Source organism: Microvirga lotononidis (assembly GCF_034627025.1).
GTDB lineage: Bacteria > Pseudomonadota > Alphaproteobacteria > Rhizobiales > Beijerinckiaceae > Microvirga > Microvirga lotononidis.
Genome location: NZ_CP141048.1, coordinates 1373648 through 1393713 on the forward strand (window position 1 = coordinate 1373648; position 20066 = coordinate 1393713).

Here is a 20066-nt window from a genome sequence, read left to right on the forward strand (position 1 = left end):
CGCCAAGCTCGGCAGTTTGGGCTTTCATCAAACCTGGATTGGCCCTAAATCCAGGCAGGCTCTCGATTGCTAAGGAACGCGCAATGGCGAAGTTTTCAACGATCCGCTGGCTGGCTCTCGGAGCAGCGCTCGCGCTCGGAGCGCCATCGATTCAGGCACAGCAGGCTCCGATCAAGCTCGGCGAACTGAATTCCTACGCCCGGCAGGCGGCTTTCACCGTGCCCTATAGGAATGGCTGGCAGCTGGCCCTCGACGAGATCAACGCCAAGGGCGGGGTTCTCGGCCGCAAGCTCGAGATCGTCTCCCGCGAGGACGGCGCCACCACGGGCGATGCCACCCGCGTGGCGGACGAGCTCGTGAGCCGCGAGGGCGTCTCGCTTCTCTTCGGCTCGTTCCTGTCGAATGTCGGCGTGGCCATGGCGGATTTCGCCAACCAGAAGAAGATCGTCTACATCGCCGCCGAGCCCCTGACCGATGCCATCACCATGGCGCAGGGCAACCGCTACACCTTCCGCATCCGGCCCAACAACACCATGCAGGTCGGGATGCTGGTCGATCAGGCCAAGGCTTCGGGCGCGAAGCGCTGGGCCATCGTGGCGCCCAATTACGAATACGGCCAGTCGGCCGCGCAGGCGTTCAAGCGCCTGATCCAGGAGCGCGTGCCCGGCGCCGAGATCGTCGTCGAGCAGTACCCCGCCCTCGGCAAGATCGAGGCCGGCGCCACGGTGTCGGCCCTGGAACAGGCCAAGCCCGAGGGCATCTTCAACGTGCTCTTCGGCCCCGACCTCACGCAGTTCGTGCGCGAGGGCAACACCCGTGGCCTCTTCGAGGGCGCGACGGTGCTGTCCCTCCTCACGGGCGAGCCCGAATGGCTCCTGCCCCTGAAGGACGAGGTGCCTGCGGGCTGGACCGTGACGGGCTATCCCTGGGACCAGATCACCGAGCCCAAGCACAAGGCCTTCGTGGACGCCTACCGGGCCAAGTTCAACGACACGCCGCGCCTCGGCTCGCTCCTCGGCTACATGGTCGTCTACATGATCCGCGACACCCTCGAGCGCGCGGGCTCCGCGGACACGGAAGCCGTCATCAAGGCGCTCGAGGATGCGAAGTTCGACACCGTCATCGGCCCCGTCACCATGCGCGGCATCGACAACCAGTCCACCATGGGCGCCTGGGTCGGCCGGCTCGCTCTCAAGGGCTCCACGGGCGGCATGACCGACTGGACCTACAAGGACGGCACGTCGTTCATGCCGACCGAGGCCGAGGTGAAGGCGGTGCGGAAGGATTGAGCAATTCACCCGACAATCCCCTCCCCCCTTGTGGGGGAGGGCTAGGTAGGGGGGTGCTGGCGCCTGACCTTCATAGGCTATCGCTCCCCCCTCTCCAACTCTCCCCCACAAGGAGGGAGAGGGCTTGGCGGCGCATCCGATGAACCGTGTTTAAGGTAAGAGGAGATAGATCCATGGATCCCTCCTTTCTGGCCGTCCAAGCCCTGAGCGGACTCTCCAGCGCATCGTCGCTGTTCATCACGGCCTGCGGACTGACCATCGTGTTCGGGGTCACGCGGATCGTGAACTTCGCGCATGGCTCGCTCTACATGATCGGCGCCTATACGGCCGCGACCCTGGTGCCGCGCCTGCTCGAATTCTCCTTCGGGCCCGTGTCCTTCTGGGCCGGCATCCTGGCCGCGGCGCTGATCGTCGGCCTCATCGGCGTCGTCATCGAAGTGCTGCTCCTGCGCCGCATCTACGGCGCGCCGGAACTGTTTCAGCTGCTTGCGACCTTCGGGGTCGTGCTGGTGGTGCAGGACCTCGTGGTGCAGGTCTTCGGGCCGGAGGACATTCTCGGCCCCCGGGCTCCGGGATTGCGTGCGCCCGTCGATATTCTCGGACGGCGCTTTCCGTCCTACGAACTCGTGCTGATCGCGGCCGGGCCCGTCGTTCTGGGGCTCGTGTGGCTTCTCCTGCGCAGGACCCGCTTCGGCATGCTGGTGCGCGCGGCCACGCAGGACCGCGACATGGTGGCGTCGCTCGGCGTCAATCAGTCAATGCTGTTCACAGGCACGCTGTTTCTCGGCGCTTTTCTCGCCGGGCTCGGCGGCGCGCTTCAGATCCCGCGCGTGTCGGCCAATACGGGAATGGACCTCTCCATCATCGCGGAGGCCTTCGTGGTCACGGTGGTCGGCGGCATGGGGAGCGTGCCCGGCGCGTTCCTCGCAGCCCTCGTCATCGGGCAGCTGCAGGCTTTCGGCATCCTGATCTTTCCGAAGAGCACCCTCGTCGTGGTGTTCCTGCTCATGGCCGTGGTGCTGGCGATCAGGCCCTACGGCTTCTTCGGACGCGCCGAGGTCATCGGCGGGAGCCACGCGGTGGGGATCGCCAGCCACAAGCCCCTGCCCGGCCGGCCGTTCATCCTGCTCGTCGTCATCGCCCTTCTCGCGTGCTTCCCGCTCGTGGCCGATGCCTATCTGCTCAAGGTCGCGACCGAGATCCTGATCTTCGCGCTGTTCGCCTTCAGCCTGCAGCTTCTCATCGGGGTCGGCGGGCTCGTGAGCTTCGGCCATGCGGCCTTCTTCGGTCTCGGCGCCTACGGCTCGGCCCTGGCGGTCAAATGGTTCGGAACCCCGATGGAGGCGGCCCTTCCCCTCGGACTTGCACTCGCGGCCCTGGGGGCGGCACTGATCGGTGCCTTCGTGGTGCGCCTGTCCGGCATTTACCTCGCCATGATGACGCTCGCGGCAGCCCAGATCATCTATGCGGTCGCGTTCCAGTGGGTCGACGTGACCGGGGGCGACAACGGGATCGTGGGCGTCTGGCCCGCGACCTGGGCCACCAGCCCTGTCGCCTATTATCTCCTGACCACGGCTCTCACGCTCGTGGCGGTGCTGCTGCTGAAACGCATCATCGACGCCCCCTTCGGCTATGCCCTGCGCGCGGCCCGCGACTCCGAACCCCGCGCCGAAGCCATCGGCCTGACGATCCGCCGGCACCGCTGGCTCGCCTTCATCCTATCCGGCGCGGCCGCGGGGCTCGCGGGCGGGCTCTATGCCTTCTCCCGCGGCTCGGTCGATCCGAGCCTGCTCGGGATCTCCACCTCCGTCGACGCGCTCACCATGCTGCTCCTCGGCGGCATCCAGACGGTGACGGGCCCGCTCGTGGGCGCCGCCGCCCTGCACTTCCTGCGCGACTTCGTGATGCCGCTTACGGCGCATTGGCGCCTGTTGCTGGGCCTCGTCATCATCGCCATGGTGCTGATCTTCCCGCGCGGCCTCGCCGGCACGATCCAACATTGGCGCGAGGAACGGGCATGACTCTTCTCGCCGTGACAGACCTGCAGAAATCCTTCGGCGGCGTGGTGGCCGCTCGCGGAGTCACGTTCAGCGTCGAGCGGGGCGAGATGCTCGCCATCATCGGCCCCAACGGCGCGGGCAAGTCCACCGTGTTCAACATGGTCGGAGGCCAGCTGAGGCCCGATCGCGGACAGGTTCTGCTCGACGGTCAGGACATCACCCACGCGGCGCCGCAGAAGCGGTTTCGCCGCGGCGTGGGACGCACGTTCCAGGTCGCCCAGACCTTCCTGTCGATGAACGCGGCCGAGAACGTGCAGATGGCGCTGATCAGCTGCCGCCGGCGAAGCCTCGGCCTCTGGGCCCCGGCCCGGGAACGGTATCGCGAGAAGGCAGTCGAGCTGCTCGCCCAGGTGGGCATGGCGGAGGCGGCGGACATTCCCTGCTCGGCCCTGGCCTATGGCGACGTGAAGCGCGTCGAACTCGCCATCGCGCTCGCCGGGGAGCCCAAGCTCCTCCTCATGGACGAGCCGACGGCCGGCATGGCTCCCCGGGAGCGGGCGGAGCTGATGGACCTCACGGCCTCCATCGCCGCCTCGCGGGGAATCGGCGTTCTTTTCACCGAGCACGACATGGACGTGGTCTTCGGCCATGCGGGCCGGGTTCTCGTGCTTCTGCGCGGCCAGATCATCGCCGCCGGGACGCCCGACGAGATCCGACGGGACGCGCAGGTGAGACGCGCCTATCTCGGCGACGAGCATGCCCTGGAGCGGCCGAAAGGACCGGGCCCCGCATGAGACGAGAAGCGCTCCTCGACATCCGGAACCTCGATGCCTTCTACGGCCGCGCCCAGATTCTGTTCGGCCTGTCGCTCCATCTCTACCCGGGCGAGGTGGTGGCTCTGGTCGGCCGCAACGGCGCCGGCAAGACCACGACCCTGAAGGCCATCATGGGATTGATCTCGGCCACGGCCACCCATGCCACCTTCAAGGGGCATTCCCTCGGCAAGCTCCCGACTTACAGGATCGCCCGGCTGGGGCTGGGCTACGTGCCCGAGGACCGGCGCATCTTCACCGACCTCACCGTCGAGGAGAACCTGGAGACGGGGCGCCGCCCGGCCGGGGACGGACGCCCGCCCTGGACCCCGGAGCGGCTGTTCCGGCTCTTTCCCAACCTGGCCGAGATGCGCGGGCGGCGCGGCAACCAGATGTCCGGGGGCGAGCAGCAGATGCTCTCCATCGCCCGCACCCTCATGGGCAACCCGGAGGCGATCCTGCTCGACGAACCCTCCGAGGGCATCGCCCCGGTCATCGTCCAGATGATGGCCGAGGCGATCCGGGCCATGAAGGCGGAGGGCGTGGCTGTTCTCCTCTCCGAGCAGAACTGGGCCTTCGCGGCCGGCATCAGCGACCGGGCCTGCGTCATCGAGCGGGGCGAGATCCGCTTCCAGGGCACCATGGCCGAGCTGATGGCCGACGAGGCGCTGCGGGCGGAAACCCTCGGGGTTTAGTGCCCTAAACCGTTGACGGACCGGGCCGAAAGGACGATATCAGCCCCTCCGGCGCATCCCCTCCGCGCCTCATCCCAGAATGCACGACATAAGGATTTCCCGCTTCATGGGCGTCATCCATGTGACCGACCGGGCCGGCCAGCGCCATACCCTCGAGGCCATCGAGGGCTGGCGGGTGATGGAGATCATCCGCGACTGGGGCCTGCCCATCGAGGGCCTGTGCGGCGGCGCCTGCGAATGCGCGACCTGCCATGTCTTCGTCTCCGAGGAATGGCTGGACAAGCTCTATCCTCCGACGGAAGAGGAGGAGGATCAGCTGGACACCGTGATGACGCGGCCCAATTCCCGCCTGTCCTGCCAGATCCTCTGGACCCCCGAACTCGACGGCCTGGAGGTCACCCTGGCACCGACCGGGGCCTGACCGCCACCCTGCCCTATTGATTTAGACTGAGAGACCCTGAGGTCTCTCGAAGGAGCCTGTTCATGACCGACCATATCGAAACGGACGTCGTCATCATCGGTGCCGGGCCCGTGGGCCTGTTCGCCGTGTTCGAACTGGGCCTCCTCGACATCAAATGCCATCTCATCGACATCCTGCCGAAGGTGGGCGGCCAATGCGCCGAGCTCTATCCGGAGAAGCCGATCTACGACATTCCGGGCTTTCCGATGGTGACCGGCCAGGGCCTCGTCGACAACCTGATGGCGCAGATCGAGCCCTTCCATCCGACCTTCCACCTCAACGAGATGGTGGAGAGCCTGGAATCCATCGGCACGCCGGAAGCGCCCCTGTTCCGGGTCAAGACCTCCGAGAACGGCACCACCTTCACCTGCAAGGCGGTCATCATCGCGGCCGGCGGCGGCTCGTTCCAGCCCAAGAAGCCGCCGATCGACAACATCGAGGCCTATGAGGGCACGGGCGTCTACTACGCCGTGCGCAAGATGGAGATGTTCCGCAACAAGAAGGTGCTCATCGTCGGCGGCGGCGATTCCGCCCTCGACTGGACGGTGAACCTGCAGCCCATCGCCAAGCGCCTGACCCTGCTCCACCGCCGCGACGCCTTCCGGGCCGCGCCCCATACGGTGGAGAAGATGCGCTCGCTCGTCGCCTCCGGCGACATGGACCTCCACCTCGGCCAGGTGACCTCCCTCAAGGGCGAGGCTCCGGTGCTGGAAGGCGCGGTGATCCGCAAGGACGACGGCTCGGAATTCACCATCGATTGCGACGTGATGCTGCCCTTCTTCGGCCTCACCATGAAGCTCGGCCCCATCGCCGATTGGGGCCTGAACCTGCACGAGAACGTGATCCCGGTCGACACGGAGAAGTTCGAGACCAACGTTCCCGGCATCTTCGCCATCGGCGACATCAACACCTATCCGGGCAAGCTGAAGCTCATCCTGTCCGGCTTCCACGAGGGTGCGCTGGCGGCCCAGAAGGTGCACCGCTACGTCTATCCCGAGAAGAGGCTCCTGTTCCAATACACGACCTCATCCACGAGCCTGCAGAAGAAGCTCGGCGTGGCGGCCTGAGGCATTTCACTCATACGCTTCGCGGACAAGTTCTCTCCGTCATCACCGGCCTCGTGCCGGTGATCTCGATTGGAGAAGCGCGGCGCTTCACCGTCTCGGGATGGCCGGCACAAGGCCGGCCATGACATGGGATTTGTCATCTGGCGCCATGCCCCTGCTCATCCCCCCTTGCGAAGCAATCCCGTTCCTGAAACTCTCGGGCGCATGACGAACGCGACAGATCTCACCCTCGGCCGCCGCGTGATGGCGATGATCGAGGAACTGGCCCAGTACACGGACGAGCCCGGACGCCTCACGCGCCTTTATCTCTCCGATGCCCATCGCCGAGCCGCCGACGCCACGCTGCGCCTCATGCAGCAGGCCGGCCTGGATGCCCACATCGACGCGCTCGGCTCCGTCGTCGGACGCGTCGAGGGCGCCGATCCGAAAGCCCCCGCGCTCCTCGTCGGCTCGCATATCGATTCCGTCGTCGATGCGGGCCGCTATGACGGCAATCTCGGCGTGGTGCTCGGCATCGTGGCGGTCGAGGCGTTGAAGCAACACGGCATGAAGCCTCCCTGCCCCATCGAGATCGTAGCGTTCGGCGACGAGGAGAACGTGCGCTTCCCGACGAATCTCTCCACGTCGCAGGCCCTGGCTGGCCGCTTCGACCCGGCGTGGCTCGACGGCCAGGACCAGGACGGAATCGCCTTGCGCGATGCGCTGATCCGCTTCGGCGGCGACCCGGGTGCCGCCGCCACGTTGGCCCGCGATCCGGCGCGCTACCGCGGCTATCTCGAAGTGCATATCGAGCAGGGGCCGCAGCTCGAAGCCAGGAACCTGCCCGTCGGCATCGTGTCCGCCATCAACGGCATCACCCGTGCCCGTGCCAGCGTGGTCGGCGAGGCGGGTCACGCCGGCACCGTGCCGATGACCATGCGCCGCGATGCGCTTGCGGCCGTGGCCGAGATGATCGGCATCGTGGAGCGCGCCGGCTCCACGCGCACCGACACGGTGGCGACGGTGGGCGTCGCGCAGGTGCAGCCCGGCGCGATCAACGTCATTCCCGCGCGGGTCGATTTCACCCTCGATGCCCGCTCGCCGGACGATGCGGTGCGTCTGGCCATGGTCGAGGACATCGTGACCGAGTGCCGAGCGGCCGCACAAAGGCGTGGTGTGGACTTCACCATCGAACCGTTCATGGAGTCGCCCGCCACGCCCATGGACAAGGGCCTGATCGGACAGCTCGAAGAAGCCACGCGAGGCCTCGGCATCGAGCCGCTGCATCTGTCCTCCGGCGCGGGCCACGATGCGGTCGCGATGGCCAATCTCTGCCCCTCGGCCATGCTCTTCGTGCGCTGCAAGGGCGGAATCAGCCACAATCCGGCGGAATCGATCACGGTCGAGGATGCGGATGTGGCGGCACGTGTGCTGATCGATGCGATCCGGCGGATCTCGGTGTGAGCCTCGTGCCATGACACAGCCGCCCACGATCGCGTTGATCGACGAAGTTTCCGCATTGCAGCCGATCCTTCGAAAGGGCTTGCGGGAGTTCAACAAAACGCTCTTCGCCGGTCATCCGCCCGGACGGGATCTCGCTATCGCCATTCGCGATCCGGAGCGCGACGAGCCCGTCGGAGGACTCTGCGGCCGCATGAACGGCGGCTGGCTTGCCATCGAACTTATCTTCGTGCCCGAAGCCCTGCGCGGTTTGGGCCTCGCGACGCGGCTGATCGCGATGGCCGAAGACGAGGCGCGCAACCAAGGCTGCCATTCGGCCTGGATCGACACGCTCAATCCCAAGGCGCTCGTGCTCTACCGGCGCTTGGGATACGAAGTCTTCGGCGAGTTGAAGGATTATCCGATCGGCGGCAGCCGCTTCTTCCTGCAGAAGAAGCTTGGGCCGGTTGGGTAATCGCCTTTACCCACGCCATTCATCCGCGAGCACGGCCCAGCGTTCGTGGTCGCGCCATTCGCCACCGATCTTGAGATAGCGCGGCGAATAGCCTTCCTGGCGAAAGCCCAATCGCCGGGCGAGCGCACGAGAGGGCGCGTTGCCCGGCTGGATATTGGCCTCGATCCGGTGCAGACCGAGCTCGCGGAAGGCGTGCGAGACCACCAGGCGCACCGCTTCACTCATCAGCCCGCGCCCGTTCATGCCGGCCATGCCGTAATAGCCCATGTAGGCGCTCTGGAAGAAGCCGCGCACGATCTCACTCAGGTTGACGATGCCGACGATCCTGCCGCTCTCCCGCTCACGGGCGATGAAGCCGATGGAGCGGTCGCCGTCGCAGCGGGCGAGATAGCCGTGAAAGCTCGGATGGTCGCGGCACGGCGACACCCAGGGCTCGTGCAGATCGATGCTCGCGAGATTGGCCGCAATCAGCTCGGCGGCGTCCGATGCGTGTACGAGACGAATTACAACGCGTGGCAACATGAAGTTCATCCCATCTTCAGGAACCATGGCATAGACATGCCGTTGTCGTCAGCCCCTCCTCAAAACATAAGGAATGGACCATGCGAGCCATCATTCTCCCTGCTTTCGCTCTCGCCCTCGGCGCAGGTTTCTTTGCTGCACCGCAAGAAGCACAGGCCCGATTCGGTGCCGAGCAGCTGCAGACGCCCAGCCTCGTGAACGATGTAGCCTGTGTGACGCGCCGCGTCCGCACCGTGCGTCCGAACGGCAGCGTGGTCTATCGCACCGTGCGCGATTGCGGCGTGCGGCCGGGCTGGAACCGTCGCGTGGAACGCTGCCACACCGTACGCGAACGCGTGGTTCGCCCCAACGGCCGCGTCATTTACCGCGACGTCCGCCGCTGCCGCTGATCAAGCTCAGCCGAAGCAAGAGGGCCCGGGATGACCGGGCCCTTTTTCATTCCAGCTCGCCGATGGCGCTCTCGACGGCTTCAACCACGGCGCCCGAGCGCACGAGGTCGAGGGCCTGGCGCATCTCGGTGGCGTACCAGCGGTCGCCGTCGAGCGCCGGCGGGATGACGGCGCGGATCGCGTCGATCGCGGCGCGCGAGCCCTTGCCCAGCGGATAATCCTTCGCGAGCGCCTCCACGAGGGTGAGCGCCTGCGCGGCCATCAGCAATTCGCCGGCCACGATCTGTTCCACGTTTTCGACCACGATGCGCGCCTTGCGCCCGCACCAGGTGGAGTTGGAGACGTGGTCCTCGGCATTGGATTTGCCAGGGATGGAATCGACCGATCCCGGCGTCGCCAGACCGCGATTCTCCATGACGAGCGCCGACATCGAGCATTGCACCGTGGCAAAGCCCGTATTGAGGCCGCGCTTGCCGGCCAGCAGGTTGCGCGGCAGACCGTAGGACATGGTGGGATCGATGAGACGCGCGAGGCGCCGTTCCGAGATCGCCCCGAGATCCGCCATGGCGATGGCGAGAAAGTCCATGGCCTGGGCCATGTACTGCCCGTGGAAATGGCCGCCGGAAATCGACACGTATCCGCCCTGCCCGTCGTCGAAGATCAGCGGGTTGTCGGTGGCGGAGTTCATCTCCGTGCCGATGATGCGCTCCACGTACTCGACCGCCTCGACGGCCGGCCCGTGAACCTGCGGCGTGCAGCGCAGCGAATAGACGTCCTGCACGCGGGGAGCCGCAGGCGTTCCGGGCTGGCGCGGCTCGTCGGGAAAAACGATGTCGCGCGCGTCCTGCGAGCAGCGTTTCGTGCCTTCGAGAATTCGCAGCAGATTGCGCGCGGTGCGCGCCTGGCCCGGATGCGGACGCGCCTTGTGCACGCGCGGATCGAAGGCCGCGAGCTCGCCGCGCATGGCCTCCAGCGACAGGCACATGGCGATGTCGGCCTGCTTGAGCAGACGGCGCGCATCGTGCGTGGCGAGAGCCCCGAGGGCGAGCGACGTGGTCGAGCCGTTGATGAGCGCGGAGGCATCCTTCGCGCCGAGCTCGAAATCGGGATTGAAGCCGGCTTCCTTGATGGCCTCGCGCGCCGGCATCCGGCGGCCGCGATAGATCATCTCGGCCTCTTCGAAGCCGCAGACCGCCCCGGCCATGTGCGCGAGCGGCGCGAGGTCGCCCGAGGCCCCGACGGAGCCCTTCTGCGGAATGACCGGATGCAGGCCGGCATTGAGGAAGGCGATGAGGCGCTCCACCAGCTCGACGCGCGGACCGGAATAGTTCGACGCGAAGGCATTGGCGCGCAGGAGCATCATGGCGCGCGTCACGTCCTCGGAGAATGGCTCGCCGATTCCGGTCGCGTGAGCGTAAACGGTCTTTTGCTGGTAGGCCGCCATGTCGCTGATGAGGACGCGCTGATCCTTGAACAATCCGACGCCGGTATTGAAGGCGTACATGAGCGGAGCGTCGTCGTGCATCCAGGTGCGGTCGATGTAGTCCCGCGTGGCGGCGATGCGCTCGCGCGCTTCCGGCGCCAGGGCGGCCGTGGCGAAGGCTCCCTGGGCATCGGTGCGCGCGACGCGCACCACGTCCTGAATGCCGAGAGTGGCGCCGTCGAGCTTGACCGTCATCGCTGTTCCTCACGTTGAAGACAAAGGGATACCGAGGCTTCGAACGCGGCGCAACAGCCGCTTCGCGACGACGTGCATGCAGGTGCCGATCCGGGGTTCGTGCCGGGCCTCCGCGCCGTGGGAACGCGGCGGCTCCGAAGACGTCGGTGGCCGGATCAAATCCAGGGGCATCGATTGCAGGGCGGTGCAGGTTGATCGGTTCCTGTCAAAGAGCAGCACCTGCGGGCCCGCCGCTTGCGCTGCGAGCCTGCAGGTCAGTCGAGGGAGGGCGCGAGAAGGCGTCCGGCTCGGTGTTAGCTAAAGGAAGAACCCGACGGCTCCTCGCGCACGGTTCTTTTAGGCGTTTCGACTTGGACCAGCGCAGGGCTGCCAAGGGCCTCCTGCCGCCGGCTGCGTGACCGGCGGACAGGACCGTGCCTGCTCCCACACCGTGCGACGCCTCGCGAAGCGCGCCCCTCGTCGGATCAGGCTGTGCAACGATATAGCCAAGGTTCACCGCCCTGTCAAGAACAAAGTGAGAACATAACATCACGCTTCCCACACCCGCCGCGTCATCACCTCCCCGGACTTGATCCGGGGACCCGTGCCGGTGATTCCGATGCGAGAGGCGCGGCGCTTCACACAATCGAGATGGCCGGCACAAGGACGGCCGCGACATGGTGAGCGACGGCCCTTGAGGACAGCAAAAAGGCCGCGGCTGTGCCGAGGCCCTCTGCTTTCCGTCGAACCGACGATTGTGTCGTCACTCGCGGCCGAGGCGCTTGGTGGTCTGGGGGTCGAAGAGGTGGACATTGGCCGGATCGACCGCGAGGGTCAGCTTGCGGGTGTCCGCCGGGATCTGGCCGGTGGAGGCCTGCACGACGAAGTCCGCGCCCGCGACCTTACCGTGGAAGAGCTGGGTCGCGCCGAGTTCCTCGACGAAATCCACGTCCATGGAAAGAGAGCTGGAGCCCGCGCCGCCCGCCTGCACGTCCTCGGGACGCAGGCCCACTTCGATGGCGGAGCCGGGGGTGAGCCCTTCACGCATGTCCGAGACCGTGATCACCTGATCGCCGACCGATACGCGGCCGGGGCCTTCGACCTTTCCGGGCAGAATGTTCATGGGCGGGGAGCCGATGAAGGTAGCGACGAAGCGGGTCTCGGGACGGCGGTAGACCTCGGAGGGGCTGCCGACCTGTTCGATCTGCCCGCCGGACATGACCACGAGCTTGTCGGAGAGCGTCATCGCCTCGACCTGATCGTGCGTCACGTAGATCGACGTCACGCCGAGGGCCTTCTGCAGGCGCTTGATCTCGACGCGCATCTGCACGCGCAGCTTGGCGTCCAGGTTCGAGAGCGGCTCGTCGAAGAGGAACACCTGGGGTTTGCGCACGATGGCGCGCCCCATGGCGACGCGCTGGCGCTGGCCGCCGGAAAGAGCGCGCGGCTTGCGCTCGAGAAAGGATTCGATGGCGAGGATGCGGGCCGCTTCCTTCACGCGCTTCTCGATCTCGTCCTTGGGCGTCTTCCGGTTCCTCAGGCCATAGGCCATGTTGTCGTAGACGCTCATATGCGGATAGAGCGCATAGTTCTGGAACACCATCGCGATGTCGCGGTCCGCCGGCTCTACCTGGTTCACGACCCGGTCGCCGATCTTCACCTCGCCGGCGGAGATCGTCTCGAGACCCGCGATCATGCGCAGAAGCGTTGACTTGCCGCAGCCCGACGGGCCGACGAGCACGCAGAAGGAGCCGTCCTCGATCCCGAGCGACACGCCCTTCACGGCCTCCACGTTGCCCGAATAGATCTTCCTGACCGTATCGAGGGTTACGCCTGCCATCGTTTCATTCCTTTTAGCCGCTGCCCGCGCCTTGGGGGCATCGGGCAAAATTCCAATGATGTGAGAAGGAGCCCTCCCGCCCAGGAGGCGAGAGGGCCGCGCGCGATCCGCGTCACTTCTCCGTTTCGACGAGCCCCTTCACGAAGAGCCGCTGCATGAAGATGACGACGAGCACCGGCGGCACCATCGCGAGCACGGCCGTCGTCATGGCGATGTTCCACTCGGTCAGCGCATCGGTGGTCGTGATCATCTTCTTGATGCCGATCACGATGGTCTGCATCGAGCTTTTCGTGGTGATCAGCAGCGGCCAGAGATACTGGTTCCAGCCATAGATGAACTGAATCACGAAGAGCGCCGCGATCGTCGTCATCGACAGCGGGAGCAGCGTGTCCTTGAAGAAGCGGAATGCGCCCGCGCCGTCGATCTTCGAGGCCTCCAGAAGCTCCTCCGGAATGGTCATGAAGAACTGCCGGAACAGCAGCGTGCCGGTGGCCGATGCGATGAGCGGCAGGACGAGACCGGAATAGGTATCGAGAAGCCCCAGATCCGCGACGATCTTGTAGGTGGGATAGATGCGCACTTCGACCGGCAGCATCAGGGTGATGAAGATGACCCAGAACGCCGTCCTGCGGAACGGGAACCTGAAATAGACCACCGCGTAGGCCGACAGGATCGAGATCAGGATCTTGCCGAAGGCGATCCCCAGCGCGACGATCATGGAGTTGATCATCATGCCCATCACGGGCTCGCGGGCCGTCTTGCCACCGTAGAACAGCGCGCGGGAGTAGTTCTCCAGCGTCTGATCGCCCGGGGTCAGCGGCATGTTGCCGTTGATGATGGTGGCGGTGTCGAAGGTCGACGCCATGATCGCGAGATAGACCGGGAAGGCCACCAGGACGACGCCGATGACCAGCGTCAGGTAGGCCATGAAGTCTCTGAAAGGACGATTCTCGACCATCAGTACTGTACCTTGCGTTCGACATAGCGGAACTGGATGGCGGTCAGCGCGATCACGATGACCATCAGGACCACCGATTGGGCGGCCGAGAGGCCGAGATCGCCGCCGGAGCGGCCGTCCGCGTAAACCTTGTAGACGAGGGTCGTCGTCGTCCCGGCGGGACCTCCACCGGTCACGGCATCGATGATGCCGAACGTCTCGAAGAACACGTACACGATGGTCACGACGAGCAGGAAGAAGGTGGTGGGCGACAGCAGCGGGAAGACGATCGTCCAGAAGCGGCGCAAAGGGCCCGCGCCGTCGATGGCGCCGGCCTCGATCACGCTCTTCGGAATCGCCTGCAGGCCGGCGAGGAAGAAGAGGAAGTTGTAGCTGACATGCTTCCACGTGGCGGAGAGCACCAGCAGGATCATGGCGTCCGTGCCGTCGAGCATCGGATTCCAGTTGAACCCGAGGATGTTGAGCGGGCGTCCTAGAGTGCCGAGCGTCGGATGGAACATGAACATCCACAAGACGCCCGCGATCGCCGGAGCGACCGCATAGGGCCAGATCAGCAGGGTCTTGAAGGCGTGACCGCCGCGCAGGCTCTTGTCGGCCTGGGTGGCGAAAAGCAGGGCGACGGCGAGCGAGAAGAAGGCCACCAGCGTGGAGAAGATCACGGTCGTGATCATCGCCCGGTAATATTCAGGCTGCTCGAAGACGAGGCTGTAATTCTCGAAACCGACGAATTCCGACGAGAGGCCGAAGGCGTCTTCCCGCAGGAAGGACTGCCGTATGGCCTGGGATGCGGGCAAATAGAAGAAAATGACGGTGATCGCCATCTGCGGAAGAATCAGCAGAAGTGGCAGCGTCCAACCTGAAAAGTGAGCTCGTTTTTCCATCGCGTTTACGGCTGTCCGGATGATGGGGGCAGATGACGGCAGCAACCGGTCTGCGAAGGTGATCTATAAGATCATCCCGGGCGGCGGAGCCGTCCGGGATGAAAGGTCGTGATGTCAGCAGATCGTTTTAGCGGCTGACGGAACGCTCGAACTGGCGCAGGATCTGGTTCGAACGGGTCACGGCGGAGTCGAGCGCGTCCTTGGCCGACTTCTGGCCGGCGAGAGCGGACTCGATTTCCTCGGAAACCACGTCGCGGATCTGGACCATGTTGCCGAAGCGCAGGCCGCGGGAGTTCTCGGTCGGCTCCTTGTTGGTGAGCTCGATCAGAGGCGTCTGCAGGACCGGGTTCTTCTCATAGAAGCCCGAAGCCTTGGTCTTCTCGTAGGCCGCTTTGGTGATCGGCAGGTAGCCGGATTCCTGGTGCAGCTTGGCCTGACGGTCGGTGTCCGACAGGAAGGTGAAGAACTTGGCCACGCCCTTGTATTCCTCGGCCTTCTTGCCGCCCATGACCCACAGCGAAGCGCCGCCGATGATGGAGTTCTGCGGAGCGCCCTGGACGTCCGGATAATACGGCATCGGCACCGAGGTGAAGTCGAACTTCGCGTTCGCCTTCACGTTGCCGTAGAAGCCCGACGAGGTCAGGAAGATCGCGCATTCGCCGGAGGTGAAGCGGCCCTCGGAGCGGCTGTCGCGGCCCGAATAGTCGTAGGTCTTGTCCTTCTGCAGATCGACGAGGTTCTGCAGGTGCTTCACGTGCAGCGGAGAGTTGAACTTCATCTCCGTGTCGAAGCCGTCGAGGCCGTTGGCCTTGGTGGCCATCGGCACGTTGTGCCAGGCGGAGAGCTGCTCGATGTTGGCCCACGGAGCCCAGGCGTTCGAGAAGCCGCAGGTGTCGTGGCCGGCCGCCTTGAGCTTCTTGCCGGCTTCGAAAACCTCAGGCCAGGTCTTCGGGATCTCGTTCACGCCGGCCTTCTTCAGCTCGTCCTTGTTGATCCACATGACCATCGAGGAAGAGTTGAACGGGAAGGACAGCATCTCGCCCTTGGCCGTGGAGTAGTAGCCGGTGATCGCCGGCAGGTAGGCCTGGGGATCGAACTTTTCGCCGGCCTCGGCCATCAGCTGGTAGACGGGCTTAACGGCACCGCGGGCGCCCATCATGGTCGCCGTGCCGACTTCGAACACCTGCAGGATGTGGGGAGCGTTGCCGGCGCGGAAGGCCGCGATGCCGGCGTTCAGCGTGTCGGCATACTGGCCCTTGTAGCTGACGACGACCTTGTAGTCCTTCTGCGAATTGTTGAACTCTTCCGCGAGCCGGTTCACGACCTCGTTGTTGGCGCCCGTCATGGCGTGCCACCACTGGATCTCGGTCTGGGCGAAGGCGGAGGTGCTCGTCGCCAGGCCGAAGGCCAGAGCGCCGAGGAGTGACTTCTTCATCATAGTGATCTCTCCCATGTCATCCCGTCGGGGACTTCTTGTCGTTCATCACCCCTGCATTAAGGCCGGATGACGTTTCTATGACGAAAACATGACAATCATAGCCGGCTTCAAAATGGAAGCCCTTTCCGCCAAAAGACTTAACGGCCGCCCCGGGGAACAGGCCGGAACGCCTCTTCGTTGAGGGAGTAACTCAACGGAAGATATCCATGCCCCAGATGATCGCAGCCCTGTTCAGGGATCACGGCCAAGCACGCCAAGCCCTTCAATCCCTTCTGGAAATGGGCATCGCCCAGAATCGAATCGTCGCTGCCGGCAATGCCGAGGCGCGCGAGATCTCGTCGATCTCGGGCTTTCGCGCGCTGTCGGCGCGGGACGAGACCCTGGACGCTCTCCATGAATTGAACCTGCCGGAGGCCGACAAGCGGCTCTTCGCGCAAGGGATCCACAGGCATTGCGTCCTGATCGCCGCGCAGGTCGACCGGGACAATGTGGAGGAGGCCCTGCGGGCGCTGGAGATGTTCGATCCGGTCGATCTCGATGCCAGCAGCCGCGAATGGCTGGACGAGCACCCGTCCGGTCGGGCCGGGGCCGATGCAGGCGCCCCGCTGGGCGCGGGGATCGCCGGCGGCTCGACCGGCGGCCTGACGAACACGAGCGCCCTGCCGGGCATGGGCCTGATGGCGGAAGGCGCGGACGACCTCGGCACCACGGATGTGAGGGCGGACGGGTTCGCTCAAGGCCATCAGGGTTCGAGCACGACGGTGGGCACGGGCTCGCGCCGCAGCGACGAGCGGGCCGACCGGGAGGGCGTCAACGAGCTTGCCGTCGACACCCGGCCCGATCCCGACCAGCCCGGCCTCATGCAGCGGCACATGAACCGCGGCGGCCGGGTCTGGGCTTACCGCACGTTTGAAGAGGGCTTTTAGAGCGTCGAACGCAAAACCGGTTCCCGCTTTTGCGTTCGATGCGTCAGATCACGTTGCGCTCGAGCAGGGGGCGGTGGGCGAGGACGCGCTCATGGCCGAGCTCCGACAGGTCGAGCGTGCGGTAGCCGCCATGGACGATCAGCTCGGCAAGGCCTCGGCCCACGGCCGGGGCCTGCTGCAGGCCGTGGCCCGAGAAGCCGTTGCAGAGGTAGAAGTTCTTGAACCCGCCGGCCAGGCCGATGATCGCGTTGTGGTCGAGGAGGCTCATGTCGTAAGGGCCCGACCAGGCGCGTCCCGGCCTGATGGCCTCGAAGGCTGGGACGCGATGCGCCAGGTTCGGCCAGATGAACTCCTCGAAGAAGGTGTGATCGATTTCCTGCGACGCGGGATCCTCGTCGTGCCAGTCGGGATCGAGATCCGCTTCCGGCGAGGCGCCGCAGATGAAGTGCCCCTCCCCTTCGGGCCGCACATAGGCGCCGGACGTGTCGATGAGCAGCGGGCAGTTCTCCACGGGTCCCTTGCAGGAGAAGGTGAAGACGTAGCGGCGCTTGGCCTGGACCGGGATGTCGAGCCCGGCCATGGTCGCCAGGGCCCGCCCGCCGGAGCCGGCGCAGTTGATGAGCGTGCCGCAGGCGATCCGGGTTCCGTCCTTGAGGCGCACGGCCACGATGGTGCCGCCGTCCCGCTCGACCTCTGCCACCTCGCCCTTCACGTATTCGGCGCCGAGCGAACGCGCCTTCTTGCGGAAGGCCTGCAAAAGGCCCCAGCCGTCGAACCAGCCCTCGCCCGAGCGTCCCCAGGTGCCGGCCGCCAAATCCTCCGTGTTGAGCCAGGGGAAGCGGGCCTTCAGCTCGTCGGGCTTCAGGAACAGGATGTCCGCGCCCTCCTCGGCCTGGAGCGCCTGGTTCTCGCGCAGGATCGGCTCGCCGGCATCCGTCGCACAGTAAAGATAACCGCCCTCCTTCAATCCAAGCTCCGGCCTCTCGCCGTCGACGGTGAGGTAATCAGCGATGTTGCGCAGGAACGTGATTCCATAAAGCGAGATGCGAATGTTCACCGCGCTCGAATATTGCTGGCGGATCGAGGCCGCCGACAGGGCCGAGGCGGAGAGCTGGTAGGTCGGATCCTTCTCGATGACGACCACGCGTCCCTTGAAGCCGGAATCGGCGAGCAGGTGATAGGCCGTGGAGGAGCCCATGACGGCGCCGCCGACGATCACGACATCGGCTGAAGAGGAAGCTGCAGAGGTCATCGTTCGAATTTCGTTGAGAGGATGATGGAGGATTGGGTGCGCTCCACCCCTTCGACCGCGCCGATCTTGTCGATGGCGGCGTCGAGGGAGGGAACGTCCTCAGCCTCTACCACCGCCAGGAGATCGAAGACACCCGCGACCGAATGAAGCGCGCGCAATTCTGGCATGCGCTGAAGCGCCGTGACGACGCCGCCCGATGCCTTGGGGGCCACCACGATGGTCACATGCGCCCGCACCATGCGGTTCGCGACGTCCTCGGCCAGGCGCAGGGTATAGCCGGCGATCACCCCCCGGCGCTCCAGGCTTTCGACCCGGGCCTGCACCGTCGTGCGGGAGAGCTTGAGCCGCCGGGCGGCCTCCGCGTGGCCGATCCGGGCATTCTCCCGCAGGAGCGTAATCAAGGCACGATCCGTGGCATCGAGCATCAGAATGACCAATCACTATGGCGATATGCCGAAAATTACTCGTCTTTCCGTCAGCTTGTCCATGGCGTTCTGCAGGGCTTTGCCTTTTTCTCCGATCATCACAGGGAGAACTCCATGCATTCGATTCTCGTCATCGGCGCCGGCAAGATCGGCTCCACCATCGTCGATATGCTCCACGAGACCGGCGATTACGACGTCACCGTCGCGGATTCGTCCGCCGCCGCCCTCGAAGCCGTCGCCAAGGGTGGCATCAAGACGACCCAGCTCGACTTCAATGACGCGGTCGCCCTGCAGAACGCCCTCAAGGGCCGCTACGCCGTGCTCAGCGCCGCGCCCTATCACCTGACCGGCCACGTGGCCCAGGCCGCGCGCCTCGCCGACGTCAACTATTTCGACCTGACCGAGGACGTCGCCACCACCCGCATGGTGAAGGAGCTGGCGGAGGGCGCCACCACGGCCTTCATCCCGCAATGCGGCCTCGCCCCCGGGTTCATCTCCATCGTGGCTCACGACATCGCGAGCCGCTTCGACAAGCTCGACACCGTGCGCCTGCGCGTCGGCGCCCTGCCGCAATATCCCTCGAACGCCCTCTCCTATAACCTCACCTGGAGCACGGACGGCGTCATCAACGAGTATATCGAGCGCTGCGAGGCGGTCGTGGACGGCAAGCTGCGCGAAGTCCCCGCCATGGAGGAGCTCGAGGAGTTCTCCCTCGACGGCACCCGTTACGAAGCCTTCAACACCTCGGGCGGCCTCGGCACCCTGTGCGAGACGCTGGAAGGCAAGGTGCGCAACCTGAACTACAAGACCATCCGCTATCCGGGCCACTGCGCCCTGATGCGCGTGCTGCTCAACGACCTCCAGCTGCGCAACCGCCGCGAGGTCCTGAAGGACATCCTGGAGAACGCCGTTCCGGCCACCATGCAGGACATGGTCATCGTCTTCGTGACCGTGACCGGCGAGCGCGACGGCCGCTACGTGCAGGAAACCTATGCCCGCAGCGTCTACGGCCAGAAGGTCGCCGGGACCCAGCGCACCGCTATCCAGGTGACCACCGCGGCCGGCATCTGCGCCATGCTCGACCTGCTGGTGGCGGGCAAGCTGCCGAAACAGGGTTTCGTGCGCCAGGAGGAGGTCGACCTCGGCACGTTCCTCGCCAACCGCTTCGGCCGCGTCTACGCAGGCGAGCGCCTGGACGAAGGCCACGAGCCGGCGGTGAAGAACATCCGCCTCGATGCGGTGGCCTGAGGATTGAAGGAGCACCCGGGTCGACTGGGTGCAGAGAGTGTCCCCTTCCCCTTGTGGGGAGGGTTAGGGTGGGGGTGTGAGCGATAGCCTATGAAGGTTTGCGCCGTCACCCCCACCTCCAACTGCTCCCCACAAGGGGAAGGAGAGCCTGTCGCGCCGAGCACTCGGGTTCTTGACTAATTGGCATGACCCTATTCGGGAAAAGCAGTTCCCAGGCTTCCCGGTCATGCATTAAGACGGTGGCATGATAGCCGCCGTCGTTTCGTTTCAAAGACAAGCGAGGGTGGCGGGCCTCCAGGGGCCCAAGCCCGCA

The 20066-nt window shown here is 65.5% G+C and carries 19 protein-coding genes; 11 read left to right on the forward strand and 8 right to left on the reverse strand.

What is annotated here, in order from left to right; translation table 11 throughout:
- Window positions 1–83 precede the first annotated feature (83 nt).
- From U0023_RS06465 to U0023_RS06500, 8 genes are all read left to right on the forward strand, one after another.
- Window positions 84–1289, forward strand: a complete 1206-nt coding sequence (locus U0023_RS06465; RefSeq protein WP_009763150.1) for an ABC transporter substrate-binding protein — start codon at window positions 84–86, stop codon at window positions 1287–1289.
- A gap of 173 nt (window positions 1290–1462) precedes the next feature.
- The gene (locus U0023_RS06470; RefSeq protein WP_009763149.1) at window positions 1463–3310 is read left to right on the forward strand and encodes an ABC transporter permease; all 1848 of its coding nucleotides are present in this window, start codon (window positions 1463–1465) and stop codon (window positions 3308–3310) included.
- The gene (locus tag U0023_RS06475; RefSeq protein ID WP_009763148.1) at window positions 3307–4083 is read left to right on the forward strand and encodes an ABC transporter ATP-binding protein; all 777 of its coding nucleotides are present in this window, start codon (window positions 3307–3309) and stop codon (window positions 4081–4083) included. The genes U0023_RS06470 and U0023_RS06475 overlap by 4 nt, the downstream gene beginning before the upstream one ends.
- Complete coding sequence (locus tag U0023_RS06480) at window positions 4080–4796, forward strand: ABC transporter ATP-binding protein (protein ID WP_009763147.1); 717 nt, start codon at window positions 4080–4082, stop codon at window positions 4794–4796. Before U0023_RS06475 ends, U0023_RS06480 begins: the two co-directional genes overlap by 4 nt.
- Window positions 4797–4902: 106 nt before the next feature.
- Entirely contained in the window at window positions 4903–5217 is a 315-nt protein-coding gene (locus U0023_RS06485) for a 2Fe-2S iron-sulfur cluster-binding protein (RefSeq protein ID WP_009763146.1), read from the forward strand.
- A gap of 62 nt (window positions 5218–5279) precedes the next feature.
- Window positions 5280–6323, forward strand: coding sequence for an NAD(P)/FAD-dependent oxidoreductase (locus U0023_RS06490; protein WP_009763145.1), 1044 nt, complete (start codon window positions 5280–5282; stop codon window positions 6321–6323).
- A gap of 204 nt (window positions 6324–6527) precedes the next feature.
- A complete protein-coding gene (locus tag U0023_RS06495; protein WP_040638659.1) occupies window positions 6528–7766 on the forward strand; it encodes an allantoate amidohydrolase in 1239 nt (412 codons plus the stop codon).
- Between the two features lie 10 nt (window positions 7767–7776).
- Window positions 7777–8217, forward strand: coding sequence for a GNAT family N-acetyltransferase (locus U0023_RS06500; RefSeq protein WP_009763143.1), 441 nt, complete (start codon window positions 7777–7779; stop codon window positions 8215–8217).
- Between the two features lie 6 nt (window positions 8218–8223).
- Here the strand turns inward: U0023_RS06500 and U0023_RS06505 are convergent, their stop codons facing one another.
- Entirely contained in the window at window positions 8224–8739 is a 516-nt protein-coding gene (locus U0023_RS06505; RefSeq protein ID WP_009763142.1) for a GNAT family N-acetyltransferase, read from the reverse strand.
- A gap of 80 nt (window positions 8740–8819) precedes the next feature.
- Between U0023_RS06505 and U0023_RS06510 the strand changes: the two genes are divergently transcribed.
- On the forward strand, window positions 8820–9128 hold the full coding sequence (locus tag U0023_RS06510) for a hypothetical protein (RefSeq protein WP_009763141.1): 309 nt from the start codon (window positions 8820–8822) through the stop codon (window positions 9126–9128).
- Between the two features lie 46 nt (window positions 9129–9174).
- Here U0023_RS06510 and U0023_RS06515 read toward each other — a convergent pair whose 3' ends face one another.
- The 5 genes from U0023_RS06515 to ugpB form a co-directional block, all read right to left on the reverse strand.
- On the reverse strand, window positions 9175–10806 hold the full coding sequence (locus U0023_RS06515; RefSeq protein WP_009763140.1) for an HAL/PAL/TAL family ammonia-lyase: 1632 nt from the start codon (window positions 10804–10806) through the stop codon (window positions 9175–9177).
- A 742-nt stretch (window positions 10807–11548) separates the two neighbouring features.
- Entirely contained in the window at window positions 11549–12625 is a 1077-nt protein-coding gene (locus tag U0023_RS06520; protein ID WP_009763139.1) for a sn-glycerol-3-phosphate import ATP-binding protein UgpC, read from the reverse strand.
- A 112-nt stretch (window positions 12626–12737) separates the two neighbouring features.
- Window positions 12738–13583: a sn-glycerol-3-phosphate ABC transporter permease UgpE gene (gene ugpE, locus U0023_RS06525; RefSeq protein ID WP_009763138.1), complete on the reverse strand. Its 846-nt coding sequence runs from the start codon at window positions 13581–13583 to the stop codon at window positions 12738–12740.
- The gene (gene ugpA / locus U0023_RS06530) at window positions 13583–14464 is read right to left on the reverse strand and encodes a sn-glycerol-3-phosphate ABC transporter permease UgpA (protein WP_009763137.1); all 882 of its coding nucleotides are present in this window, start codon (window positions 14462–14464) and stop codon (window positions 13583–13585) included. Before ugpA ends, ugpE begins: the two co-directional genes overlap by 1 nt.
- 127 nt (window positions 14465–14591) lie before the next feature.
- Window positions 14592–15902: a sn-glycerol-3-phosphate ABC transporter substrate-binding protein UgpB gene (gene ugpB, locus U0023_RS06535; RefSeq protein ID WP_009763136.1), complete on the reverse strand. Its 1311-nt coding sequence runs from the start codon at window positions 15900–15902 to the stop codon at window positions 14592–14594.
- Window positions 15903–16108: 206 nt separating this feature from the next.
- Between ugpB and U0023_RS06540 the strand changes: the two genes are divergently transcribed.
- Complete coding sequence (locus U0023_RS06540; RefSeq protein WP_009763135.1) at window positions 16109–16828, forward strand: hypothetical protein; 720 nt, start codon at window positions 16109–16111, stop codon at window positions 16826–16828.
- Between the two features lie 43 nt (window positions 16829–16871).
- Here U0023_RS06540 and U0023_RS06545 read toward each other — a convergent pair whose 3' ends face one another.
- Both U0023_RS06545 and U0023_RS06550 read right to left on the reverse strand, forming a co-directional pair.
- Window positions 16872–18080: an NAD(P)/FAD-dependent oxidoreductase gene (locus U0023_RS06545; RefSeq protein ID WP_009763134.1), complete on the reverse strand. Its 1209-nt coding sequence runs from the start codon at window positions 18078–18080 to the stop codon at window positions 16872–16874.
- Window positions 18077–18505: an Lrp/AsnC family transcriptional regulator gene (locus U0023_RS06550; RefSeq protein ID WP_009763133.1), complete on the reverse strand. Its 429-nt coding sequence runs from the start codon at window positions 18503–18505 to the stop codon at window positions 18077–18079. Before U0023_RS06550 ends, U0023_RS06545 begins: the two co-directional genes overlap by 4 nt.
- Before the next feature lie 114 nt (window positions 18506–18619).
- Here U0023_RS06550 and U0023_RS06555 point away from each other — a divergent pair, with 114 nt between their 5' ends.
- A complete protein-coding gene (locus U0023_RS06555; protein ID WP_009763132.1) occupies window positions 18620–19753 on the forward strand; it encodes a saccharopine dehydrogenase family protein in 1134 nt (377 codons plus the stop codon).
- Window positions 19754–20066: the final 313 nt, after the last annotated feature.